The following is a 20,165-nucleotide window of genomic DNA, read 5'->3' on the forward strand; positions in this document are numbered from 1 at the left end:
GTTACTTGGCCCCTGTGGAAACGGAAGTCATAGGTTGGGAAGGTGCGGTGCTGTTGCCCTGGGTGCCCGGGCGATTGCTGATCCAGCGCAGCCGGAAGCCGATCAGCACGTCACAGGCCAGCAGGTAGAACAGCAGCATGCCCTGGAACATATCGGTCAGTGCCAGTGGCAGGCCGAGGTTGATCTGGGCCATCTCGCCGCCCATGTAGAGCAGTGCCATCAGCAGGGTTGCCAGCACAATGCCGACCGGATGCAGGCGACCGAGGAAGGCCACAATAATGGCTGCGTAACCGTAACCCGGTGAGATGCTGGGAATCAGCTGGCCGATTGGCCCGGTCACTTCACCCACACCGGCCAGACCAGCCAGAGCACCGCTCAGCAGCAGGGCGAAAAACACCAGCTTTTTATCCTTGAAGCCAGACAACCGGGCAGCGCCGCTGTCGAGCCCCATCACCTTGATCTGGAAACCCATAAAGGCGCGGCTCATCAGCACCCACACGGCGACAACCGCCAGCAGCGCCAACGCCAGGCCAAAGTGAATACGGGTATCGTCAATCAGGATCGGCAGTATGGAGGAATCGGAGAACATCGCCGATTCCGGGAAGTTGTAGCCTTCCGGGTCTTTTAGCGGCCCGTGTACCGCCCACAGCAAAATATTGAGGGCGATGTAGTTCATCATGATGGTGGTGAGAATTTCGTTGGTGTTGAACTTCACCTTCAGCAGCGCAGCGATACCGGCCCAGAACATGCCACCGACCATACCGGCCAGCAGTACGATTGGCAGTACCCAGCCGCCTTCCACATCAAGCAGTTGCAGCGCCATATAGCTGCCGAACAGGCCGCCCATCAGCAGCTGGCCTTCCGCACCGATGTTCCAGATCTGCGCCTTGAAGACGACGGACAGACCAATCGCACAGAGCAGAATCGGCGTCGCTTTGACGGCCAGCTCGGCCATGCCATAGGTATCGGAAATGGGCATATAGACGATGGTGACCAGCGCTTCCCAGGGGGCAACGCCGAGCACGGTAAAGAGAATCAGGCCAGTCAGCATGGTCAGCAGAATCGCCAATACCGGCGACAAATAGGCCATCGTTTTGGAGCGTTCGCCCCGTGGTTCCAGTTTGATCATGAGTGCTCCGCTTGACTGCTCTGGGCATGGGCCGGGGTTGTGCTGAAATCACCCGCCATCATGCGGCCCAATTCTTCAATCGATGATTCCGGTGTCGGTTTTAATGGCGACAGCTGGCCGTCACAGATGGCACCGATACGGTCAGAAATCAGGAACAGCTCGTCGATGTCTTCGGAAACCACCAGAATTGCTGCACCCTGGTCGCGCAGCTTGATCAGCGCCTTGTGAATCGCGGTTGCAGCGCCAATATCAACGCCCCAGGTCGGGTGTGCGGCAATAAGGATTTTCGGGTTCTGGAGGATTTCCCGGCCAATAATGAATTTCTGCAGATTACCGCCCGACAGGCTATCGGCCTGGGCGTGACGCCCGGCGGTCTTGACCTTGTAGTCGCTGATGATCTGGTCGGCAAAGGCCTCGGTTTTCTTCCAGGCCACCATGCCCTTGTTAACGATGCCGGTGAGGAAGCCGGTTAATAGGGCGTTTTCGGTCAGACTCATTTCCGGCACCGCACCGCGGCCAAGACGCTCTTCCGGTACAAAACCCAGCCCCATGGCGCGGCGTTTTTCCGGCGTCAGGGTGGCGACCTGGGTGTCACGGAAACTGATGGTGCCAGCGGGGCTGAGGGTTTCGCCGCTGAGGCTGGCCAACAGTTCTTCCTGACCATTACCGGCAACACCGGCAATGCCAACGATTTCCCCGGCGTTGACGGTCAGATTGAGGTTTTTCAGATGCACGCCAAACGGATCGTCACTGTGCAGGCTGAGATCCTTGATGGTCAGGACCGGCTCGCTACCCAGCACCTTGGGATAGGTGGTGCTCACCGGAGTGTCATCGCCGACCATCATTTTGGCCATGCTGATGGTGTCTTCCTGGGCCGGAATACAGGCACCGGATACACGGCCGCCACGCAGTACGGTGGCGCGATGGCAAAGCGCCTTCACTTCATTGAGCTTGTGGCTGATAAACAGGATCGAGCAGCCTTCGCTGGCCAGCTGTCGCAGGGTCACGAACAGGGTTTCCACTTCCTGTGGCGTCAGTACCGAAGTTGGCTCATCCAGAATCAGTAAACGGATGTCCTGCACCAGACAACGGACAATTTCGACCCGTTGGCGTTCGCCCACCGAGAGGGTGTGAATTTCCCGCTCCGGGTTGATTGCCATGCCATACTTTTCGGACACGCTGCGGATCTTGTTGGCCAGACTGGTCAGATCACCGGCGTCATCGCCCAGTGCCAGCGCAATGTTTTCGGTCACGGTCAGGGTGTCGAACAGTGAGAAGTGCTGGAACACCATGCCGATACCCATCTTGCGGGCATGGGCCGGGTCCTTGACGTCCAGTGGCAGGCCGTCCCACAACACTTCGCCATGGTCGGGTTTGACCAGGCCATAAATAACTTTCATCAGGGTGCTTTTCCCGGCACCGTTCTCGCCCAACAGGGCATGGATTTCAGCCGCTGCAATATCGAGATGGATGTCATCATTGGCCAAACAGCCGGGGTACTGTTTGGTGATACCCCGCAGGCTCAGCCGCGGGGGTGTGGGGTGATTTGACACTAGGAATTTCCTCTCTGGTCCGGGTCCCAGGGATTGTTTAACAGGCGCTATTCTGAGCGATCTGAGACCAGTGAGCAAAAAGCTGGCCAATTGGTCAGAATATTTTATGCAATAGCTTGAGTGGCTGGTATGCTAAATGCAATACATGACCGATCGGTCAGGTTTTGCGCGGCTTGCAGCAGTGTTTCCATCCTGAGCCACTAAATTTGGGAATGATTTTGATGGATTTGAAAAATTCTTATAAAAATCATGTACTTAAAGGTTTTAAGGCAAATTTGCCGAGTAACCGGAGGGATCACCCTTGATTCGTTTTTTACTTAACGATCAGTTGCGGGAAATTGAAAATATTGCCCCTGACTTGACCATCCTTGAATATCTTCGCACCATTGAGGTGCAAAGAGGAACCAAAGAAGGATGCGCCTCCGGTGACTGTGGTGCTTGTACGGTTGTGGTGGCAGAGCCGTCTGCCGTTACTGGCAAACTCAGTTATCGCAGCGTGAACAGCTGCATTACCTTTGTTGGCAGCCTGCATGGCAAACAACTGATCACAGTAGAAGCACTGAAACAGGGCAAGGAACTGCATATCGCCCAGCAGGCAATGGTTGACTGTCATGGCTCCCAGTGTGGTTTTTGTACTCCCGGATTTGTGATGTCGCTGTTTGCCTTGCAGAAAAACGCGCCAGACTCTGTCGTGCAGGACTTTGAGCCTGCCAGCCAGTCTCAACGTCATAACATCGAGCTGGCGTTAGGCGGCAACCTTTGCCGTTGCACCGGCTACCGGCCAATTATTGATGCGGCCGCCACAGTACTCTCAACTGAAGAAACCGATCAGTTCGATGAACAGGAAGCCAACACCTGGCATCAGCTGATGGCCTTGCGGGCGCAGGATTCGGCCGCTGGTTCTGTTACTGAGGTTGCTTCCAATAGCGGCTCGCCAACAGAACGCCATTTCTTCTCGCCACAATCCATCAGTGAATTAACCGGCCTGCTGGCGAAATATCCACAGGCGCGGCTGGTCGCGGGCGGCACGGATCTGGCGCTGGAATACACCCAGATGCTGAAGCCGCTGGATGTACTGGTGTACACCGGCGCAGTCGCAGAGATGAAAACGGTTTCTCTCACCGACGATGCATTGGTTATCGGCGGTGCGGTGTCGCTGTCTGAGGCGATTCCTTATATCCAGCAAGTACTGCCGGAATTTGCCACCATGATGGAGCGCTTTGCGGCGCTGCAGGTGCGCAATCAGGGCACTATCGCAGGCAACGTCGCCAACGCCTCGCCGATTGGAGATACCCCGCCGGTACTGCTGGCTCTGGATGCCTTGCTGCATGTGCATTCTCCAGAAGGCGAAGCTGTGATCCCTGTGAATGGCTTTTTTACCGGTTACCGTCAGACCACCTTGCCAGCCGGCGGTGTGATTACCGCGATTGAAATTCCGTTGACCAAAACCGACTGGCATCGCCGGGTTTACAAGGTCTCCAAACGGCTGGAAGACGATATTTCCGCCGTGCTGGCCGCCATTATGTTCAAGGTCGAAGACGGCCTGATCGTCGATGCCCGGCTGGGCTTTGGTGGTGTCGCAGCTGTGCCGTTGAGAGTTGAATCTGCCGAACAGGCGCTGATTGGCCAACCAGCCACACTGGACGGTATCAAGGCAGCACAGGCCGAATTGGCCAATACACTCAAGCCACTGTCGGACGTTAGGGCAACGGCAGAATACCGGCTGCAAATCGCCCAGAACCTGCTGACTCGCGCGGTGCTGGAATACGTGTACCCTGATCAGTCACTCACTCTGGCAAGCGAGGTCTCTGCCCATGCGTAAGGTTGAATTGCAGGGCGCCAGCAGCCCGCTTGGCCAGTTGAATGATGGCAGCGGTGCAGATGTAGCGGGGGTGAATGTCGTCAGCGGTGCTGTCGGCAAGCCATCCAAACACGAAAGCGCGGTGCAGCATGTCACCGGCAGCGCCCGTTACGTTGATGACCTGATCGAACCGGCCAACGGCCTGTACGCTGCGGTGATTCGCAGCCCGATTGCCAAAGGCACCCTCAGCAAACTCGATCTCAGCGCCGTCAAAGCCAGCCCGGGTGTGGTCACTGTGATGACCATCGACGAAGTGCATGGCCATAAGGATATTGGTCCGGTATTCCCAGGCGATCCGCTGATGACCTCAACCGAGGTGAAATTCTTCGGACAGGTGTTAGCCGTGGTTGCCGCGACGACGGAAATGCAGGCGCGCCGGGCGGCTCAAAAAGCCGTAATTGAATTCGAGCAACAGGCTCCCGAACAAAACAAACCCTTGCTCGACCCACGTAAAGCCGTGGCTGAAAACACTCTGGTGCGACCAAGCCATTACATGACCCTTGGCGATGTTGATGCTGCATTTGCACAGTCCGCGCTGGTGCTGGAAGCCAAACAGCATGTGGGTGGTCAGGAGCATTTTTATCTCGAAGGTCAGGTATCGCTGGCGATGCCGACCGAAGAAGGCGGCATGCTGGTGTACACCTCCAGCCAACACCCCAGTGAAGTACAAAAGCTGGTGGCCGAAGTACTGGATATTCCGCTCAATCGCGTCACTGTGGATATGCGCCGTATGGGCGGTGGTTTCGGTGGTAAGGAAAGTCAGGCAGCCCAGTGGGCCTGTCTGGCAGCCTTGTTGGCCGACAAGACCGGTCGGGCCGTTAAGCTGCGTCTGCCACGTCAGGACGATATGATCATGACCGGCAAGCGCCATCCGTTTGCCAACCAGTATCGCATTGGTATCGACGCCGCGGGGCTGATTCAGGCAGCAGACATAGAGGTGATTGGCGACTGCGGTAACTCACCAGACCTGTCCGATGCCATCGTCGATCGCGCCATGTTCCATGCCGACAACGCCTACTTCCTGCCGAATGCGAAGATTGCCGGTCATCGTGCCTTTACCAACACGGTGTCGCACACGGCCTATCGTGGCTTTGGTGGCCCGCAGGGCATGATGATCATCGAACGGGCGATGGACGATATTGCCCGCGCGGTGGGTAAGGACCCGCTCGACGTTCGCAAGCTCAACTTATATGGCACAGATACGGTCAATCCCGAACGTTCGATGACGCCGTATCACCAGCAGGTGGAATTCAATTACCTGCCAGAGATTATCGAACAGCTGGAAGCCAGCAGTGACTATCGTGCCCGTCGATCGGCCGTTACCGAATTCAACCAAACCAGTCCGATTCTGAAGAAAGGTCTGGCGCTGACGCCCATCAAATTCGGTATTTCCTTTACCTTGCAGCATCTGAATCAGGCCGGGGCACTGATCCATATTTACACCGACGGTTCGATTCAGGTGAACCACGGCGGTACCGAAATGGGGCAGGGGCTGCACACCAAGGTCGGCCAGATTGTGGCCCAAACCCTGGGAGTCAAACTGGAATCCATTCAGGTCACGGCGACCCGCACCGACAAGGTGCCGAACACCTCGCCAACCGCAGCGTCCAGCGGCACTGATCTTAATGGCAAGGCAGCCCAGAATGCGGCGCTGACACTGAAGCAACGGCTGGTCGAGTTTCTTGCAGGTGAAAAATCCGTTGCTGAAGAATCCATTAAATTCGAAGACGGCGTGGTGAGCTGGGGCTTGTCTGACGACTCAAACGAGCCAACCAGCATGACCTTCGCCGAGCTGGTTCAGGCCGCTTACGTCGGCCGTATCTCGCTGTCTTCGACTGGCTACTATCGCACTCCGAAAATCTGGTACGACCGCAGTCAGGCCAAGGGCCGTCCGTTCTTCTACTTTGCTCTGGGAGCTGCGGTTTCCGAAGTGCTGGTGGATACCCTGACCGGTGAATACAAGGTCAGCCGTGTGGATATTCTTCACGACGTTGGCCGCAGCATTAACCCGGCCATCGACCGTGGTCAGATCGAAGGCGGCTTTATTCAGGGCATGGGTTGGCTCACCACCGAAGAGCTGGTGTGGCACGAAGACGGTCGCCTGCTGAGCAATAACCCGGCGACCTACAAGATTCCGGCCATTGGCGATACGCCGCCAGTGTTTAACGTCGAGCTGTACGAACACGCCAACGACGAGGAGACGGTCTACAACTCCAAAGCCGTGGGCGAGCCGCCTTTCATGCTGGCCATCTCGGTTTGGTCAGCTCTGCGCGATGCCATCAGCAGCCTGTCGAATTATTCCATCAGCCCGGACCTTGATGCTCCGGCAACACCGGAGCGGGTGTTGAAGGCGGTGATGGATGTGCAACGTCAACAATTACAGACGGATAATCAGGGTGTCAGCGTATGAAGATCTGGTCCGACTCGCTGGCCGACTGCCAGCGTAGCGGGCAACCCCATGTGCTGGTGACTGTTATCAGCACCGGTGGATCGACCCCGCGCGCTGCTGGCAGCAAGATGTTGGTGCTCGACGAAAACACCATCGACACCATCGGTGGCGGTCAGCTGGAATATCAGGCAACCCATATTGCCCGTGAACTGCTGCTGGCCCATGAGCCGCAACAGCTGATCAAGCAGGTGTTGCTGGGGGCCGACGCGGGACAATGCTGTGGTGGTTACGCCACCCTGCTGTTTGAAAGCTACCCGGCGCGTGAAGCCCAGCTGTTGATGTTTGGTGCGGGCCACGTTGCCAAGGCGCTGGTGCAGATTCTCGGCCAGTTGCCGGTGGCGACTCGCTGGATCGATAACCGTCCAGAACTGTTCCCGGCGTCAGGCAGCCTGCCTTCGCATATCGAATGCGTCTATGCCGAGACCCCGGAAGACTTGCTGCAGAACGCTGCGCCAGGCAGTCGGGTGCTGATTCTGACCCACGACCACGCCCTCGATTACCGACTCGCCGAAACTGCCTTGAAGCTGGATCGTTTTGCCTCGGTCGGGGTGATCGGTTCAGCCAACAAATCCGCCCGTTTCCGTCACCGACTGGTCAGCAGTGGCGTTTCGGAAGCACAAATGGCGACCCTGATCTGCCCGATTGGCCTGACTGAGGTCGGCGGCAAGTTGCCGATGGAAGTGGCTGTCTCGGTGGCGGGCCAGCTGATTCAGCAGTACCAGAGCGAGCAAAGCAAACCTGCTCGCAGTACCGGTGTGCCATTGCCAACGCTGAAGGCACTGATGAAGCAGGACAAACTTGAACGCGGTGCCAATCCCCAATTAGCAACCTCTCCACAGGCAACAGAGAACAACAAGGTGTCTCAATCATGAACCTCGAACAACTCAACCAACTGTCGGCAGACGATGCTGCTACAGCGTTTGCCAACTGTTGTGTTGCCAGCCGCTGGATCGAAGGCATGGTCGCCGCGCGGCCATTTGTTTCGCTCGAACAGCTGTATCAGCTTGCCGACAGCATCTGGCAGGACCTCGAAGAAGCCGATTATCTGGAAGCCTTTGAAGGCCATCCAAAGATTGGTGATGTGACCTCTCTGAAACAGAAATATGCCAGCACCAAGGCATTGGCCGCCGGTGAACAGTCCAGCGTAAACGACGCGACTGATGAGGTGATCCAGGCGCTGGCGACTGGCAACAGCGATTATGAAAACCGCTATGGCTTTATTTTTATCGTCTGTGCCACCGGCAAGAGTGCTGCTGAAATGCTGGCACTGCTGCAGGCCCGTCTCGGTAACGAGCGTTCGGTAGAGGTGCAGAACGCCGCCGATGAGCAGGCCAAAATCACCCGCATCCGGATCAACAAATTACTCGATATTGCTGCCTGAGCGCAGTACAGGACTTCACCATGATTACAACTCACGTACTGGATACCGCGCTTGGCAAGCCGGGTGTGGCGATTCCGGTGTCACTGGCGCTGCTGCAACAGGACAACTGGGTCGAGCTGACTCGCGGCGAAACCAACGACGACGGCCGTATTCGTGACTGGCTGGATGGCAAACCCGCGTTGCAAGCCGGTACTTACCGGGTCCGTTTCGAAATGCAGGACTATTTCGCCAAACAGGGCCAGAGTGTGTTTTATCCCTGGGCGGAAGTGGTGTTCTGTGTTGAGAACCCGGCCGAACATTTCCATATTCCGCTGCTGGTCAGCCCGTTCAGCTATTCGACCTACCGGGGATCGTGATCATGGCAAACGCATTTCGCGGCAACTTGCTGTTCTTCACGGCGGACCCAAAAGATGCCGGTGAACAGGCCTGGCAATACATCGAAGATGGCTTGCTGGTGGTTGATGACAGCGGTCTGATTCGTCAGGTTGGCAGCTACGCCAGTCTGGTCGATCAGCTCGACAGCAGCACGGTGATCACTGATCACCGTGGCAAGCTGCTGATGCCGGGATTTGTCGATTGCCATATTCACTACCCGCAAACGGAAATGATCGCTGCTTACGGCACCCAGCTGCTGGACTGGTTGCAAACCCACACCTTTCCGGTTGAAAGCCAGTTCAGCGATTACGACTACGGCGTCAAAATCGCCGAGCGTTTCTGCACCGAGCTGCTGCGTAACGGCACCACCACCGCACTGGTGTTCGGTACTGTGCATCCGGAATCGGTTGATGCCTTCTTTACCGTGGCGCAACAGCGTCAGCTGCGGATGATTGCGGGCAAGGTGATGATGGATCGCAACGCACCGGACAGCGTGCTCGACAGCGCCGCCAGCAGCTACAGCGAATCAAAGGCACTGATCGAAAAATGGCATGGTGTCGACCGCCTCAGCTATGCGGTAACGCCGCGCTTTGCACCGACCAGCACGCCGGAGCAACTGGCTCAGGCCGGACGCTTGTTAGAAGAATATCCGGACGTGTATCTGCACACGCATTTGTCGGAAAACCGCGATGAACTGGCCTGGGTGCAGTCGCTGTTCCCGGAATCAAGCCACTATCTGGACGTTTATGATCAGGCTGGACTGCTGGGGCCTCGCAGCGTGTTTGCCCACGGCATTCACCTCTGTGACGACGAATGTCAGCGCATGGCCAGGACCGATTCGGTGATTGCCCATTGCCCGTCGTCGAACCTGTTCCTCGGCTCCGGCCTGTTCAACCTCAGCAAAATGGATGACTACGGCATCCGGGTCGGGATTGGTTCCGATGTGGGTGGTGGCAGCAGTTTCTCGGCGTTTGATTCACTGGCCGATGCCTACAAGATCCAGCAGTTACAGAACGTCAATCTGGATCCGTTCCGGGCCTTGTATCTGGCGACGTTAGGCGGTGCCAAAGCGCTGTCGCTGGATCATCAGATCGGCAGTTTTCAGGCCGGGATGGAAGCCGACTTTATTGTGCTCGACCCGCAGGCAACCGACTTCCTGGCGTTCCGTACCGAACACTGCCGCAACCTGAAAGAACTTTTATTTGTACTTAATACACTGGGAGACGACCGCGTGATCGCCGCCACTTACATTCTGGGCCAACTGGCCCATAGCACTGCTACCGTCGAGGGAGACAACTGATGGAAGCCTATATTCACGACTGGCTGCACCTGCTGGTGCGCCTGCTGCACGTGATCACCGCCGTTGCCTGGATTGGCGCCTCGTTTTATTTCGTCTGGCTGGATAACTCACTGGAAACGCCGCCCAAAGAGAAAGCCGACAAGGGCATCAAGGGTGACCTGTGGGCCATTCACGGCGGTGGTTTCTATGAAATCGCCAAGTACCGGAATGCTCCGGCGACGCTGCCAAAGCATCTGCACTGGTTTAAATGGGAAGCCTATTCCACCTGGCTGACCGGTATGGCGCTGCTGATTGTGGTGTTCTACGTCGGTGCTCAAAGCTACATGATTGATAGCACCAAGGTTGACCTGACCAGCTGGCAGGCGATTGGCATTGGTGTTGGCTCATTGCTGCTCGGCTTTGGTTTCTACGAAGCCGCCTGTCGTACGCCACTGATCAAACACGATCTGGCCTTTGGCCTGGTGATGCTGGCATTCCTGACGGTGATGGCCTGGGCACTGAGTCAGGTGCTGGGCGACCGCGCGGCCTACATTCACATCGGTGCGATTATTGGCACCTGTATGGCTGGTAACGTGTTCAACACCATTATGCCGTCACAGCGGGTGATGGTAGAGGCGGCTGCCAAAGGAGAGACTCCGGACCCTTATTACGGCAATAAGGCCAAGTTGCGTTCAACCCACAACAACTACGCCACCATTCCGGTGGTGTTTATCATGCTCAGCAACCATTTCCCGATCACCTACGGCCATGAATACGGCTGGCTGATTCTGGCGGCATTGATCCTGACCGGTGCCTGGGCACGTCACTTCTTCAACCTGCGTCATCATGGCAAGACCAAACCAATGATTCTGGTATCTGCACTGGCTGCCTTTGTTGTTATCGCCTGGCTGGCCAAACCAGCAGAGCAGGCCGCTGCGGCAACCACTGACGGCCCACGGGTAACAGACGTTCAGGCGCTGTCGATTATTGGTGATCGCTGTACCGCCTGTCACAGTGCCAACGCCACCGACGACGTTTTCAAAGTGGCACCTGCCGGGGTGATGTTCGACAATCTCGACCAGATCAAGGCCATGAAAGATCGTATTCTGGCGCGTTCGGTACATACCCACGATATGCCATTCCTCAACAAGACCCAAATGACCGACGATGAGAGGGCCGTGCTGGGACGCTGGCTGGAACAGCAATAATCTTGTCTGGATAACCTGAAATTGGCAGACGGCTTTATGGCTGGTCGCTGATCAGGGCTGAGTAATTGACCAGGTGAATTGTCGGTTTTTTTCAGGCACTATTATTCGCTTGGTCAATTATTGTAGGGAATAGAAAGAATGAAAGGGAATTTATGCTGGTCGTATCTACGGTTTGCTGTATTGGCCGCAGCTGTAAGTTTGTCCGGGTGTGGCGGAAGCGGTTCAGATTCTACCGGAGATAATACCAATGTTGCCGATTCTATTGCTCCCGTCATTACGCTGATTGGCTCCGCTTCATTACCCGTTACTCTTGGCAGTGATTATGTTGACCAGGGAGCTTCCGCTCAAGACGATGTTGATGGCAATTTAACGAGTGCCATCACTGTTTCCGGTGAAGTGGATACGAGTCAGGAAGGTCGTTACGAGTTGGTCTACAAGGTGTCAGATAGCGCGGGTAACCAGGCTTCTGTTTCTCGTATCATTACTGTACTTTCGTCGATTATGGTATTACGCGACAAGGATTTAACCTTGTATGAAAGCTACTACACACATTCATATGAATTGAATTTTGATGATACATATGAGTTAGATCGTGTTCTTTCTATATCTGTCTCAGGTTTGTCGACTGCTCAGGAAACTGAAGATTTTAATCTTGTTGATTCTGAAATTACTGTTCCTGCAGGTGAAAATACTGCATATCTCAGTCTTGAGATCCTGGATGATGATGACTATGAGGGTGAAGAGTCCATAGTCCTGGAAATTACGGATGGTTATGGTTTTTATAAAGAAATCTTTGTAACTCTCGATGATACAACCCAGCAACCAGTGGCCCATATGGGATTGGCCGGTGACTATTTTAATCCCGTTGCTACCGTTGTTGGTGACTATATGATTGTTTCTGATGCTGGAGATGTTGAAAAATATGATCTTGTATCGGATCAGACAATCGAAAAAGTAGACTCTGATTATTCTCTCTCCGGTTATGCTGATGCGGCCTCATATAATGGCCAGCATTATGTATTTTCCGAAGGCGTTCTATATGAAATAGATGTAAACACGCTTTCCATTGAAAAGATATCTGAATCTCCGTGGTACCTCGAATGGACATCCGAAATTCAGGTGGTAGGTGATGAGCTGTTTGTTTTTGGTGGGCATGTTGAAGTTGATCAATTTGGGGAAGCCAGTACAACCACCGTTACCTATAATTTTTTAAACGGAGTCTGGTCCCGAAAGCAAGGGATGAATCAGCAGCGATACGGTGGAGCATCTGCTGTTGTGGATGACAGTATCTATGTTTTTGGCGGTAATTATTCCTCGGATACTGCCGAGGTTTATGATATTTCGGCTAATGAATGGTCTTTTATCAGTTCCCTAAATTCCCTGGGGTCGTTTGATACAGCTGTACGTTCAGGGAAGTATATATATCTGATAATTTCTCAGGAAACCCGGACTCTTCAAATTCATAGATACGATACCGAGAGTGATGTCTATCAGGATGTTCTTATGATTGGGGACTCTCAAAAATATCAGGATTCATTTATGTATAAGGGGAAGGTGTATGTTGTTGGTAATGATTATTACAGTTTATTTGCGGCCAATACCTTGAGTTCCCTGTACATTGGTGATGACTACGTCTATTAATTTTTATCTGAATATTGCGGTTGTTTGACGGCAAGCCAATAACCAGCAAACACTAAAAACGCCCTCTGCCGGCAGTTCGTCAGAGGGCGTTTGCTATTACTACCAATCAAACCTGTCTAATACCTGTTTGACAGCCCTTAGTGCTACCTCCAGTTCTGCTATCTTCGGCGAGGCCAGTGCAATCCTGAGTGCATGGGGAATATGCTGGCTGATGGCGAATGGTTCGGCACTGGAGACGGCGATATTTTGCTGTAGCAAGGCCGCCAGGATGGCATCGGCGCGAATCTCATTGCCGAGAGGTATCCACAGGCAATAGGAAGCTGGATGACTGATAAGGGTTATGCCTTCGAATATTTGCCGGGCAATTGCTTGTCTTTGAGCGGCATTTTGTCGTTTGGCCTGCTGCAGCTTCTCCAGCGTGCCATCTTCAATCCACTGACAGGCCAGCCGGGTAACCAGGGCCGGGGTATTCCAGGTCGTCGCTCGAATCGCTCGTTCGATGTTTCGATACCAGCGTTTGCTCTGTTCGCATTGCGGTGTTGGTGCAACCAGAAAACCGATCCGTAAGCCAGTGGCCAGGTTCTTGGATAGGCCCGTGATGTGGAACGTCCGTTCGGGAGCCAGGTTGATCAGCGCAGGTGGCGGACTGGGATGCAGAAACGCATAGGCGGCGTCTTCCAGAATCAGCAGATCGTACTGGCGGGCAATCTCGACCAGTCTTGTCCGTGTGTGGCGGTCGAGTACCCAGCCTAACGGATTGTGTACCGTTGGAATGGTGTAGATCGCCTTGATGTCTCGCTGTTGGCAAAGTTTGTCGAGTGCCTGTAAATCCGGGCCGTGGTACTCGTCTGTCTGTAATATCGGGATGGGAACCAGTTCGATATTAAACAGCTCCGCCGCGGCCTTGAAGCCGGAGTAGGTGAGGGAATCTGCTGCGATCACATCGCCGGGCCGGAATAACGCCATCAGAGCAAGACTTATACCGTGCTGGGCACCGCTGACAATAAACAGTGAATCTGCCTTTGCCTGTACGCCCTGGCGTTGCAGGTAGTTGGCAATGATCAGTCGTTCGTGTGGGCGACCGGCATGGGGCTGGTATTTCAGAATGGCTTCCAGATCACCGGCGACAGACAGTTGCCGCAGGGCTTCGCGTAACAACTGGGTCTGCTCTGGCAAAGCCGGGTTGTTGAAGTTGAGGTCGACCATATCACTGCTGACCACAGGCTGGTCGATGCCATGGGCGGCGGAAATATCCGGCTGTTTGACGAAGGTGCCACGGCCAGGCTCGCCGCTGATAAGCCCCATTGCTTCCAGTTCTGCATACACCCGAGAGGCCGTTACCAGCGCCATTTTATGTTGTCTGGCTAGCTGGCGGTGGGTTGGCAAGGCACTGCCGGGCGCAATGCGACCACTGCGAATATCGCCAGCCAGGCTATCAACTAATTGTTTGTAGCGTGCTTTGGCCATTCAATTGTATCCATGACAATTTTTTCTTTGTATTGATTGCTGCTAATAGCATAGCGGCTTCCAAAACCGAACATGGAGCTGCTATGAATATTGCAATTTTGACCTTTGATGGCTTTAACGAACTGGATTCGTTGCTGGCGTTGGGAATTCTCAGGCAGGTGAAATCGCCGGACTGGACGGTTTCTATCGCTTGTCCAACAGATACCGTTACGTCGATGAATGGTGTTGTGCTGCACTCTCAGATGAATTGGCAAGCGGTCTGTGAGGCCGATGTTGTACTGGTGGGCAGCGGTGTCAAAACCCGTGAAATCTGTGCCGATGAGCACTTGTTGCATAGTCTGAAAATGGATCCAGAGCGCCAGTTGATTGGTTCCCAGTGTTCAGGTGCTTTAGTGCTGGCCAGACTGGGTTTGCTGCCGGAGCGCGCAGCCAGTACCGATCTCACCACCAAACCCTGGGTTGAGGAAGCGGGTGTTGCAGTCGTTGAGCAGCCATTTTTTGCTGTCGGCAATGTGGCAACAGCCGGTGGTTGCCTGGCTTCCCAGTATCTGGCTGGCTGGGTGATTGCCCGTCTCAAAGGTCTTGAAGCAGCTCGTCAGGCATTGCATTACGTTGCCCCGGTTGGGGAGAAAATTGCCTATGTTGAACGGGCAATCAGTCATATCTCCCCCTATCTCCAGGATGTTGTTCGATCAGCTTGCCAGGCGGCAGAGCCTTCAATTCATTGACTGGATGGTGTCGAAGTTTGCCAATTATTTGCGCATTGGAGAAATTGTAACGATTCGTAATTAAATCATCCTTTTGGCTGATGGGATTGGCCGGGCTGGTTTCTATACTCGCCGACTTTATTTCGCTGGTTGGCGGGTGTTTTTGGCGTTTATATTCACTTGTTTGGGTGAATATTGACCAATTTGTTACTGAGATCTACTTCCTGATCGGATTGGTACGGCATCATAGGCAGCTGTCAGAAAGGTTAGGGAAAATCTGCTATGAAGATTTTGTTGGTGGATGATCACCAGATGTTTGTCGACGGACTGCGCGGTATGTTGCTGGGTTCGTCAGATCTGCAAGCCGAAGTTGAAGCCGTACACAATGGTCGTGATGCCCTGCAGCAGATGCTGGCGGTCGATTTTGATATTGCCCTGATCGATTTGCGCTTGCCTATCATGGATGGCTTCAGCTTGCTGGAAGAGCTGGGCAGGCGTGAAAACCTGACCCCCGTTATTATTGTTTCTGCTTCTCGTGACCCGGACGATATTCGTCGTGCCAAATCTCTGGGAGCCATGAGTTTTATCCCCAAATCTTCTTCTGGCCAGCGTATTGTGCAAACGATTGAGGCTGTGCTGGCCGGCCAGCTGGTGTACAGCGAAGAAACCGCTGAAGAGCAGGATTTGGCATCGTTATCCGATGAGCAGTGGGCTTCGCTGCATAATCTTACGCCGCGTCAGCTGGAAGTGTTGCGACTGGTGCGCAAGGGGCTTTCCAATCTTGAAATTGCCGATCAGTTGCATCTGAGCCTGGCAACTGTCAAAACCCATCTCAGTGCCATCTTCATGGCGCTAGGGGCGAAGAGTCGCTCTGAATCCAGCAAGAAGGCTCACCAGTTGGGGCTCGACTGATTGATGTCGCTGAGATCCGCTGCTGACAAGCGCTCGAAACCAACTTTCGATAGCGAGGTTGAAGCAGAAAAAATCCGCATTGTGCAACGTAACACGCCGCTGATTTTGCTCGGTAACCTGTTTGGCAGCATGCCGCTGTTGATTATTTTTTGGGAGCAACGCCACGCGAATTCCGTGCTGCTATGGGAAGGCGCACTGGTCGCTCTGCTGGCCCTGCGGCTGTTGCATTTCTTGTGGCATAAACCGCAATTGGCGGAGGCGGCTGGCACTGATGAGCTGCGTGGGTATGACCGCCAGCAGATGCTGTTGATCTTGTTGACTGGTTTTATCTGGGGCGCAGCCGGCTGGCACTTCTTTGATGCCAATGAAATCAAGAACGTCTCTTTCCTGATTCTGACCTTTGTCAGCATGATCGCTGGCAGTCTGGTATCGCTGTCGTCACGACCGCTGTCCTATATGCTGTTTGCAGCCGCCCTGATGACACCGCTGATTGCCCGCATGGTGCTGGCTCAGGAGGAGTTTTATAACTGGATGGGCTTTGGTGCAACGGTGTATTTACTGGCGACCTTTGGTTTCAGTCGCACTATTCACCGGGTTATGGATCGTTCAATTCAGCTGCAATATGAAAACCTCGATCTGATCGAAGACCTGCGTCAGCAAACCGAGCGGGCCAACGCCGCCAGCCTCGAAAAGTCGCGTTTTTTTGCCGCCGCCAGCCACGACTTGCGCCAGCCGTTGCAGGCGATTGGTCTTTACAGTGAGTCGCTGGCGGGTCAGCTGAATACGGTTGAACAGCACAAGGGCTTGCGAAATATCCAACAGGGCGTGGATTCATTACATGAATTGCTGGATGCCCTGTTCGACGTGTCCCGACTGGATTCCGGCATAGTGACAGTGAGTCGCCAGAACTTCCGGCTCGACGATATTATCGGCAAGCTGGAAAGCCAGTTTGCACTGGAAGCGCGGCTCAAGGGGCTGGATTTCCAGCTCGCTTGCAACAATCTGACGGTAGATTCAGACCCGGTGTTGCTGGAGCGGGTGCTTACCAATCTGCTGGTGAATGCCTTTCGTTATACCGATAGAGGAGGCGTTACGGTTGATACCGAGCTACTGGACAACCAGCTTGTGCAGCTGCATATCCGTGACACCGGCGTGGGTATTTCGTCTGATGATCTCAAGCGTATTTTTGATGAGTTCTTTCAGGTGCATAACCCGGAACGCGATCGTCGCCACGGTCTGGGTCTGGGGCTGGCGATTGTGCGACGCATCATGGCCATGCTCGATCATCCGTTAGATGTGCAGTCCAGTCCGGGGCTGGGAACCACTTTTACGCTGACACTGCCATTGGCTGCCTCATTGCCGCAGCCCGTTGTTGCTGATCGCGGCATCAGCCTGACAGAGGATATTTTCACCGGCCTGAAAGTGCTGGTGGTGGATAACGAAATGGTGATTGTCGACGCCATGAAGGAGTTACTGCACTCCTGGGGCAGCATTTGCCATGGCTTTATCAGTTCCGGGGCGGCACTGGAGGCGATAGAACAGGGCTTGCAGCCAGATCTGCTGCTGGTGGACTACCGGATGCCGGGGATTGCCAATGGCTGTGATCTGGTGGCACAGATTCATCAGCATTTGCCGCAGCTGCCAGCACTGATCATCACCGGTGATACCAGCCCTGAGGTGGTGGAGGAAATCAGCTCCCGCAAGCTGGGGTTTATGCACAAGCCGATCAAACCGGCACGCCTCAGAATCAAGGCGTCCCGGATGCTGGCGAAGTACCAGACCGAAGCCAGCAGCCGCTGACAGGTTGCTGCTGTCGGTCGTCTGCAGCGATCAGCCCGGCCGAATACCACATCCGTTGAGGATGATATGCGTCAGAGTGGTGGTGGCCCTTTCATAATCTTCCGGGCTCATTTCCGGCTTGTTAAGCGCTGAAGTGATCTGGAAGTTGAAGTCGGCGTAATGCTGGGTGCTGGACCACAGCAAAAAGATCATGTGAGTCGGATCAACTTCGGCGTCCATCTTGCCGCGTCGTTGCCATTCGCGGAACACTTCCAGACGGGAGTTGAACCATTCGACGTAAGGGCCACTGAAATAGCCCTCCAGATTCGGACCACCGCTGATGATTTCACTGGCGAAGATGCGTGATGCCAGCGGGTGTTTCCAGGAAAACTCGATCTTCTGACGAATATAGCGTTGCAGGCATTCATACGGGTCATCGTCAGCGGTCATGCGGCTGAGGCTGCTGTCCCACAAATCGATGATGTCGCTCAGTACCGCCAGATACAGGCCCAGCTTGTTCTTGAAGTAGTAGTGAATATTGGCTTTTGGCAAATCCGCCCGTCTGGCGATTTCGCGCATGCTGGCGCCTTTGAAGCCAAATGCAGCAAATTCCTGCTCGGCGGCGGCGATGATCACTTTTTCGTTACGCTGACGGATGTCGCCAGCCGGTTTCTCATTACGATGAGAGGCGATATTTAATGGCATGGATCTGTCGGGTTTATACAAAGATGAGGCATTGTAGCCTTAAACACTCCAGAGCCGAAAAAGCCGCCCGAAGGCGGTAAAGTCGGGGTTGGCAAAGGTGATCACACCCTTGCCATCAGCAACCCGATTCGGATCATGAAGCCTGTGCTTCGGCCGTTTCATCAGCCGAAGGTTCCTCTGCCGCCGCAACGGCTTTGGTTTCTGGCAGTACGGCGCTCAGGATAATGGCCGCCAGACCACCGGTCGTAATTGCGGAGCCAAAGATGCTCTGTACCAGTTTGGGCATTTGTGACAGTACATCCGGTACCATCATGGCACCCAGGCCCATACCAAAGGCCACAGCCATAATCAGCATCTTGCGACGGTCGAGGTGTTCAGTCGCCAGAATCTTGATCCCCGCAGCCGCCACAGTACCGAACATCACCAGCGTTGCGCCACCCAAAACCGGCTTGGGAATGTTCTGCAGCACACCACCAATGACCGGAAACATGCCCAGTACAAACAGAATGGCGGCAATGTAATAACCGATATGACGGCTGGCAACACCTGTCAGCTGAATCACACCATTATTCTGGCTGAACGTCGTGTTTGGCATGCTGTTGAACAATGCCGCCAGCATGGAATTCAGGCCATCGGCCAGTACGCCACCCTTGACGCGCTGGATGTAGCTGTCGCCCTTGATTGGCTGGCGGGAAACGATGCAGTTGGCAGTGATGTCACCGGTCGATTCAATTGCAGTGATCAGGTAAATCAGTGAGATCGGCAGGAAAGCAGTCCAGTCGAACGAGAAGCCATATTTGAAGGGTACCGGGATGCTGATCAGTGGCAGGTTAGCCAGGTTGCTGAAGCTGATCTTGCCCATAAACGCAGCAACGATAAAACCAATTGCCAGGCCCAGAACAATGGATGACAGACGGATCCAGCTGTTGGAAGAACGGTTCATGGCAATAATGCTCACCAGTACCAGACCACCCAGCATCAGGTTGCCCGGGCTGCCAAAGTCTGGTGCCTTGAAACCACCGGCGAGGTCAGTCATCCCCACCTTGATCAGGCTGACACCAATAATGGTGATGACAATACCGGTGACCAGCGGTGTGATAACGGTCTTCAGTTTGTGCAGGAACTGGCTCAGGAAAATCTCTACAAAGGCACCGAGGAAACAGACACCAAAAATCATCGCCAGAATTTCTTCTGGCCCGCCACCCTGGCCCTTGGCAACAAAACCGGCTGCCAGCACTGAACTCAGAAACGCAAAGCTGGTGCCTTGCACACAGATCATGCCGGTACCAATGCCCATTGGACGACGGGCCTGAATAAAGGTCGCGACACCGGAAACCATCAGCGCCATGCTGATCAGGTAGGGAATATGTTCACCCAGCCCCAGCACGCCACCAACAATCAGGGTTGGCGTAATGATGCCAACAAAACTGGCCAGCACATGCTGGATCGCGGCAAAAGCGGATTCCACAGCACCGGGCCGGGAATCGAGCGGGTAGAGCAGCTCGTTGGGGTGGTTGGACATGATTGTCTCCCTGGTAGTCGTCAGCAGTCGTCGATATGTCAGTTGACCAAATGGTCAGATGGGTACCAGAAGAGCAAAAACTTGGCCAATCGGTCAGATTCATGTGGATAATTTATTTAATCGTTTAAAAACAATTATTTAGGGGTTTTTTGTTGAGGCTTTCAGAGCTTGTGAGAATTTTTTGACACGCCCTCAAA

Annotated in this window: 16 protein-coding genes; 11 read left to right on the top strand and 5 right to left on the bottom strand. The window is 54.3% G+C overall.

The genetic code is table 11. The annotated features are described in order from the left end of the window. Position 1 precedes the first annotated feature (1 nt). Complete coding sequence (locus K6123_RS08750; protein ID WP_221796691.1) at positions 2-1,129, bottom strand: ABC transporter permease; 1,128 nt, start codon at positions 1,127-1,129, stop codon at positions 2-4. Continuing rightward, positions 1,126-2,682: an ABC transporter ATP-binding protein gene (locus K6123_RS08755; protein WP_221796694.1), complete on the bottom strand. Its 1,557-nt coding sequence runs from the start codon at positions 2,680-2,682 to the stop codon at positions 1,126-1,128. The genes K6123_RS08750 and K6123_RS08755 overlap by 4 nt, the downstream gene beginning before the upstream one ends. Positions 2,683-2,983: 301 nt before the next feature. On the opposite strand from K6123_RS08755, the gene xdhA reads away from it, so the two are divergent. The 8 genes from xdhA to K6123_RS08795 all read left to right on the top strand — a co-directional run bounded on the left by xdhA (position 2,984) and on the right by K6123_RS08795 (position 12,876). Then, complete coding sequence (gene xdhA, locus K6123_RS08760; protein WP_221796697.1) at positions 2,984-4,504, top strand: xanthine dehydrogenase small subunit; 1,521 nt, start codon at positions 2,984-2,986, stop codon at positions 4,502-4,504. Then, on the top strand, positions 4,497-6,953 hold the full coding sequence (gene xdhB, locus K6123_RS08765) for a xanthine dehydrogenase molybdopterin binding subunit (RefSeq protein ID WP_221796700.1): 2,457 nt from the start codon (positions 4,497-4,499) through the stop codon (positions 6,951-6,953). The genes xdhA and xdhB overlap by 8 nt, the downstream gene beginning before the upstream one ends. Further along, the gene (gene xdhC / locus K6123_RS08770; protein WP_221796704.1) at positions 6,950-7,864 is read left to right on the top strand and encodes a xanthine dehydrogenase accessory protein XdhC; all 915 of its coding nucleotides are present in this window, start codon (positions 6,950-6,952) and stop codon (positions 7,862-7,864) included. Before xdhB ends, xdhC begins: the two co-directional genes overlap by 4 nt. Continuing rightward, the gene (gene uraD, locus K6123_RS08775) at positions 7,861-8,373 is read left to right on the top strand and encodes a 2-oxo-4-hydroxy-4-carboxy-5-ureidoimidazoline decarboxylase (RefSeq protein ID WP_221796706.1); all 513 of its coding nucleotides are present in this window, start codon (positions 7,861-7,863) and stop codon (positions 8,371-8,373) included. The genes xdhC and uraD overlap by 4 nt, the downstream gene beginning before the upstream one ends. A gap of 20 nt (positions 8,374-8,393) precedes the next feature. Continuing rightward, positions 8,394-8,729, top strand: a complete 336-nt coding sequence (gene uraH, locus K6123_RS08780; protein WP_221796709.1) for a hydroxyisourate hydrolase — start codon at positions 8,394-8,396, stop codon at positions 8,727-8,729. Positions 8,730-8,731: 2 nt separating this feature from the next. Next, positions 8,732-10,048 (top strand): guanine deaminase, encoded by a 1,317-nt coding sequence (guaD, locus tag K6123_RS08785; protein ID WP_221796712.1) that lies wholly within the window; start codon positions 8,732-8,734, stop codon positions 10,046-10,048. Next, the gene (locus K6123_RS08790) at positions 10,048-11,235 is read left to right on the top strand and encodes a urate hydroxylase PuuD (protein WP_221796715.1); all 1,188 of its coding nucleotides are present in this window, start codon (positions 10,048-10,050) and stop codon (positions 11,233-11,235) included. The genes guaD and K6123_RS08790 overlap by 1 nt, the downstream gene beginning before the upstream one ends. Before the next feature lie 138 nt (positions 11,236-11,373). Continuing rightward, positions 11,374-12,876 carry an immunoglobulin-like domain-containing protein gene (locus tag K6123_RS08795; RefSeq protein WP_221796718.1) on the top strand — a complete coding sequence of 501 codons (1,503 nt, stop codon included), beginning with the start codon at positions 11,374-11,376 and terminating at the stop codon, positions 12,874-12,876. A gap of 99 nt (positions 12,877-12,975) precedes the next feature. Here the strand turns inward: K6123_RS08795 and K6123_RS08800 are convergent, their stop codons facing one another. Next, entirely contained in the window at positions 12,976-14,343 is a 1,368-nt protein-coding gene (locus tag K6123_RS08800) for an aminotransferase-like domain-containing protein (protein ID WP_221796721.1), read from the bottom strand. Positions 14,344-14,426: 83 nt separating this feature from the next. Between K6123_RS08800 and K6123_RS08805 the strand changes: the two genes are divergently transcribed. The 3 genes from K6123_RS08805 to K6123_RS08815 all read left to right on the top strand — a co-directional run bounded on the left by K6123_RS08805 (position 14,427) and on the right by K6123_RS08815 (position 17,762). After that, on the top strand, positions 14,427-15,071 hold the full coding sequence (locus tag K6123_RS08805) for a DJ-1/PfpI family protein (RefSeq protein ID WP_221796724.1): 645 nt from the start codon (positions 14,427-14,429) through the stop codon (positions 15,069-15,071). Positions 15,072-15,332: 261 nt separating this feature from the next. Beyond that, positions 15,333-15,962 carry a response regulator gene (locus K6123_RS08810; protein WP_221796727.1) on the top strand — a complete coding sequence of 210 codons (630 nt, stop codon included), beginning with the start codon at positions 15,333-15,335 and terminating at the stop codon, positions 15,960-15,962. A gap of 3 nt (positions 15,963-15,965) precedes the next feature. After that, a complete protein-coding gene (locus tag K6123_RS08815) occupies positions 15,966-17,762 on the top strand; it encodes an ATP-binding response regulator (protein WP_221796730.1) in 1,797 nt (598 codons plus the stop codon). Between the two features lie 30 nt (positions 17,763-17,792). Here the strand turns inward: K6123_RS08815 and K6123_RS08820 are convergent, their stop codons facing one another. Both K6123_RS08820 and K6123_RS08825 read right to left on the bottom strand, forming a co-directional pair. Beyond that, positions 17,793-18,446: a TetR/AcrR family transcriptional regulator gene (locus tag K6123_RS08820; protein ID WP_221796733.1), complete on the bottom strand. Its 654-nt coding sequence runs from the start codon at positions 18,444-18,446 to the stop codon at positions 17,793-17,795. Positions 18,447-18,579: 133 nt separating this feature from the next. Next, positions 18,580-19,968, bottom strand: coding sequence for a uracil-xanthine permease family protein (locus K6123_RS08825; protein WP_221796736.1), 1,389 nt, complete (start codon positions 19,966-19,968; stop codon positions 18,580-18,582). Positions 19,969-20,165 lie beyond the last annotated feature (197 nt).

It is taken from the genome of Oceanobacter mangrovi, assembly GCF_019740315.1.
Taxonomy (GTDB): Bacteria; Pseudomonadota; Gammaproteobacteria; order Pseudomonadales; family Oceanobacteraceae; genus Oceanobacter; species Oceanobacter mangrovi.

Bases quoted from the DNA above. Each gene is read 5' to 3' on its own strand.
- K6123_RS08820 (WP_221796733.1), bottom strand. From the start codon at position 18,446: ATGCCATTAAATATCGCCTCTCATCGTAATGAGAAACCGGCTGGCGAC.
- uraH (WP_221796709.1), top strand. From the start codon at position 8,394: ATGATTACAACTCACGTACTGGATACCGCGCTTGGCAAGCCGGGTGTG.
- K6123_RS08750 (WP_221796691.1), bottom strand. From the start codon at position 1,129: ATGATCAAACTGGAACCACGGGGCGAACGCTCCAAAACGATGGCCTAT.
- K6123_RS08790 (WP_221796715.1), top strand. From the start codon at position 10,048: ATGGAAGCCTATATTCACGACTGGCTGCACCTGCTGGTGCGCCTGCTG.
- K6123_RS08805 (WP_221796724.1), top strand. From the start codon at position 14,427: ATGAATATTGCAATTTTGACCTTTGATGGCTTTAACGAACTGGATTCG.
- xdhC (WP_221796704.1), top strand. From the start codon at position 6,950: ATGAAGATCTGGTCCGACTCGCTGGCCGACTGCCAGCGTAGCGGGCAA.
- xdhB (WP_221796700.1), top strand. From the start codon at position 4,497: ATGCGTAAGGTTGAATTGCAGGGCGCCAGCAGCCCGCTTGGCCAGTTG.
- K6123_RS08815 (WP_221796730.1), top strand. From the start codon at position 15,966: ATGTCGCTGAGATCCGCTGCTGACAAGCGCTCGAAACCAACTTTCGAT.
- K6123_RS08800 (WP_221796721.1), bottom strand. From the start codon at position 14,343: ATGGCCAAAGCACGCTACAAACAATTAGTTGATAGCCTGGCTGGCGAT.
- K6123_RS08795 (WP_221796718.1), top strand. From the start codon at position 11,374: ATGAAAGGGAATTTATGCTGGTCGTATCTACGGTTTGCTGTATTGGCC.
- uraD (WP_221796706.1), top strand. From the start codon at position 7,861: ATGAACCTCGAACAACTCAACCAACTGTCGGCAGACGATGCTGCTACA.
- K6123_RS08810 (WP_221796727.1), top strand. From the start codon at position 15,333: ATGAAGATTTTGTTGGTGGATGATCACCAGATGTTTGTCGACGGACTG.
- K6123_RS08825 (WP_221796736.1), bottom strand. From the start codon at position 19,968: ATGTCCAACCACCCCAACGAGCTGCTCTACCCGCTCGATTCCCGGCCC.
- guaD (WP_221796712.1), top strand. From the start codon at position 8,732: ATGGCAAACGCATTTCGCGGCAACTTGCTGTTCTTCACGGCGGACCCA.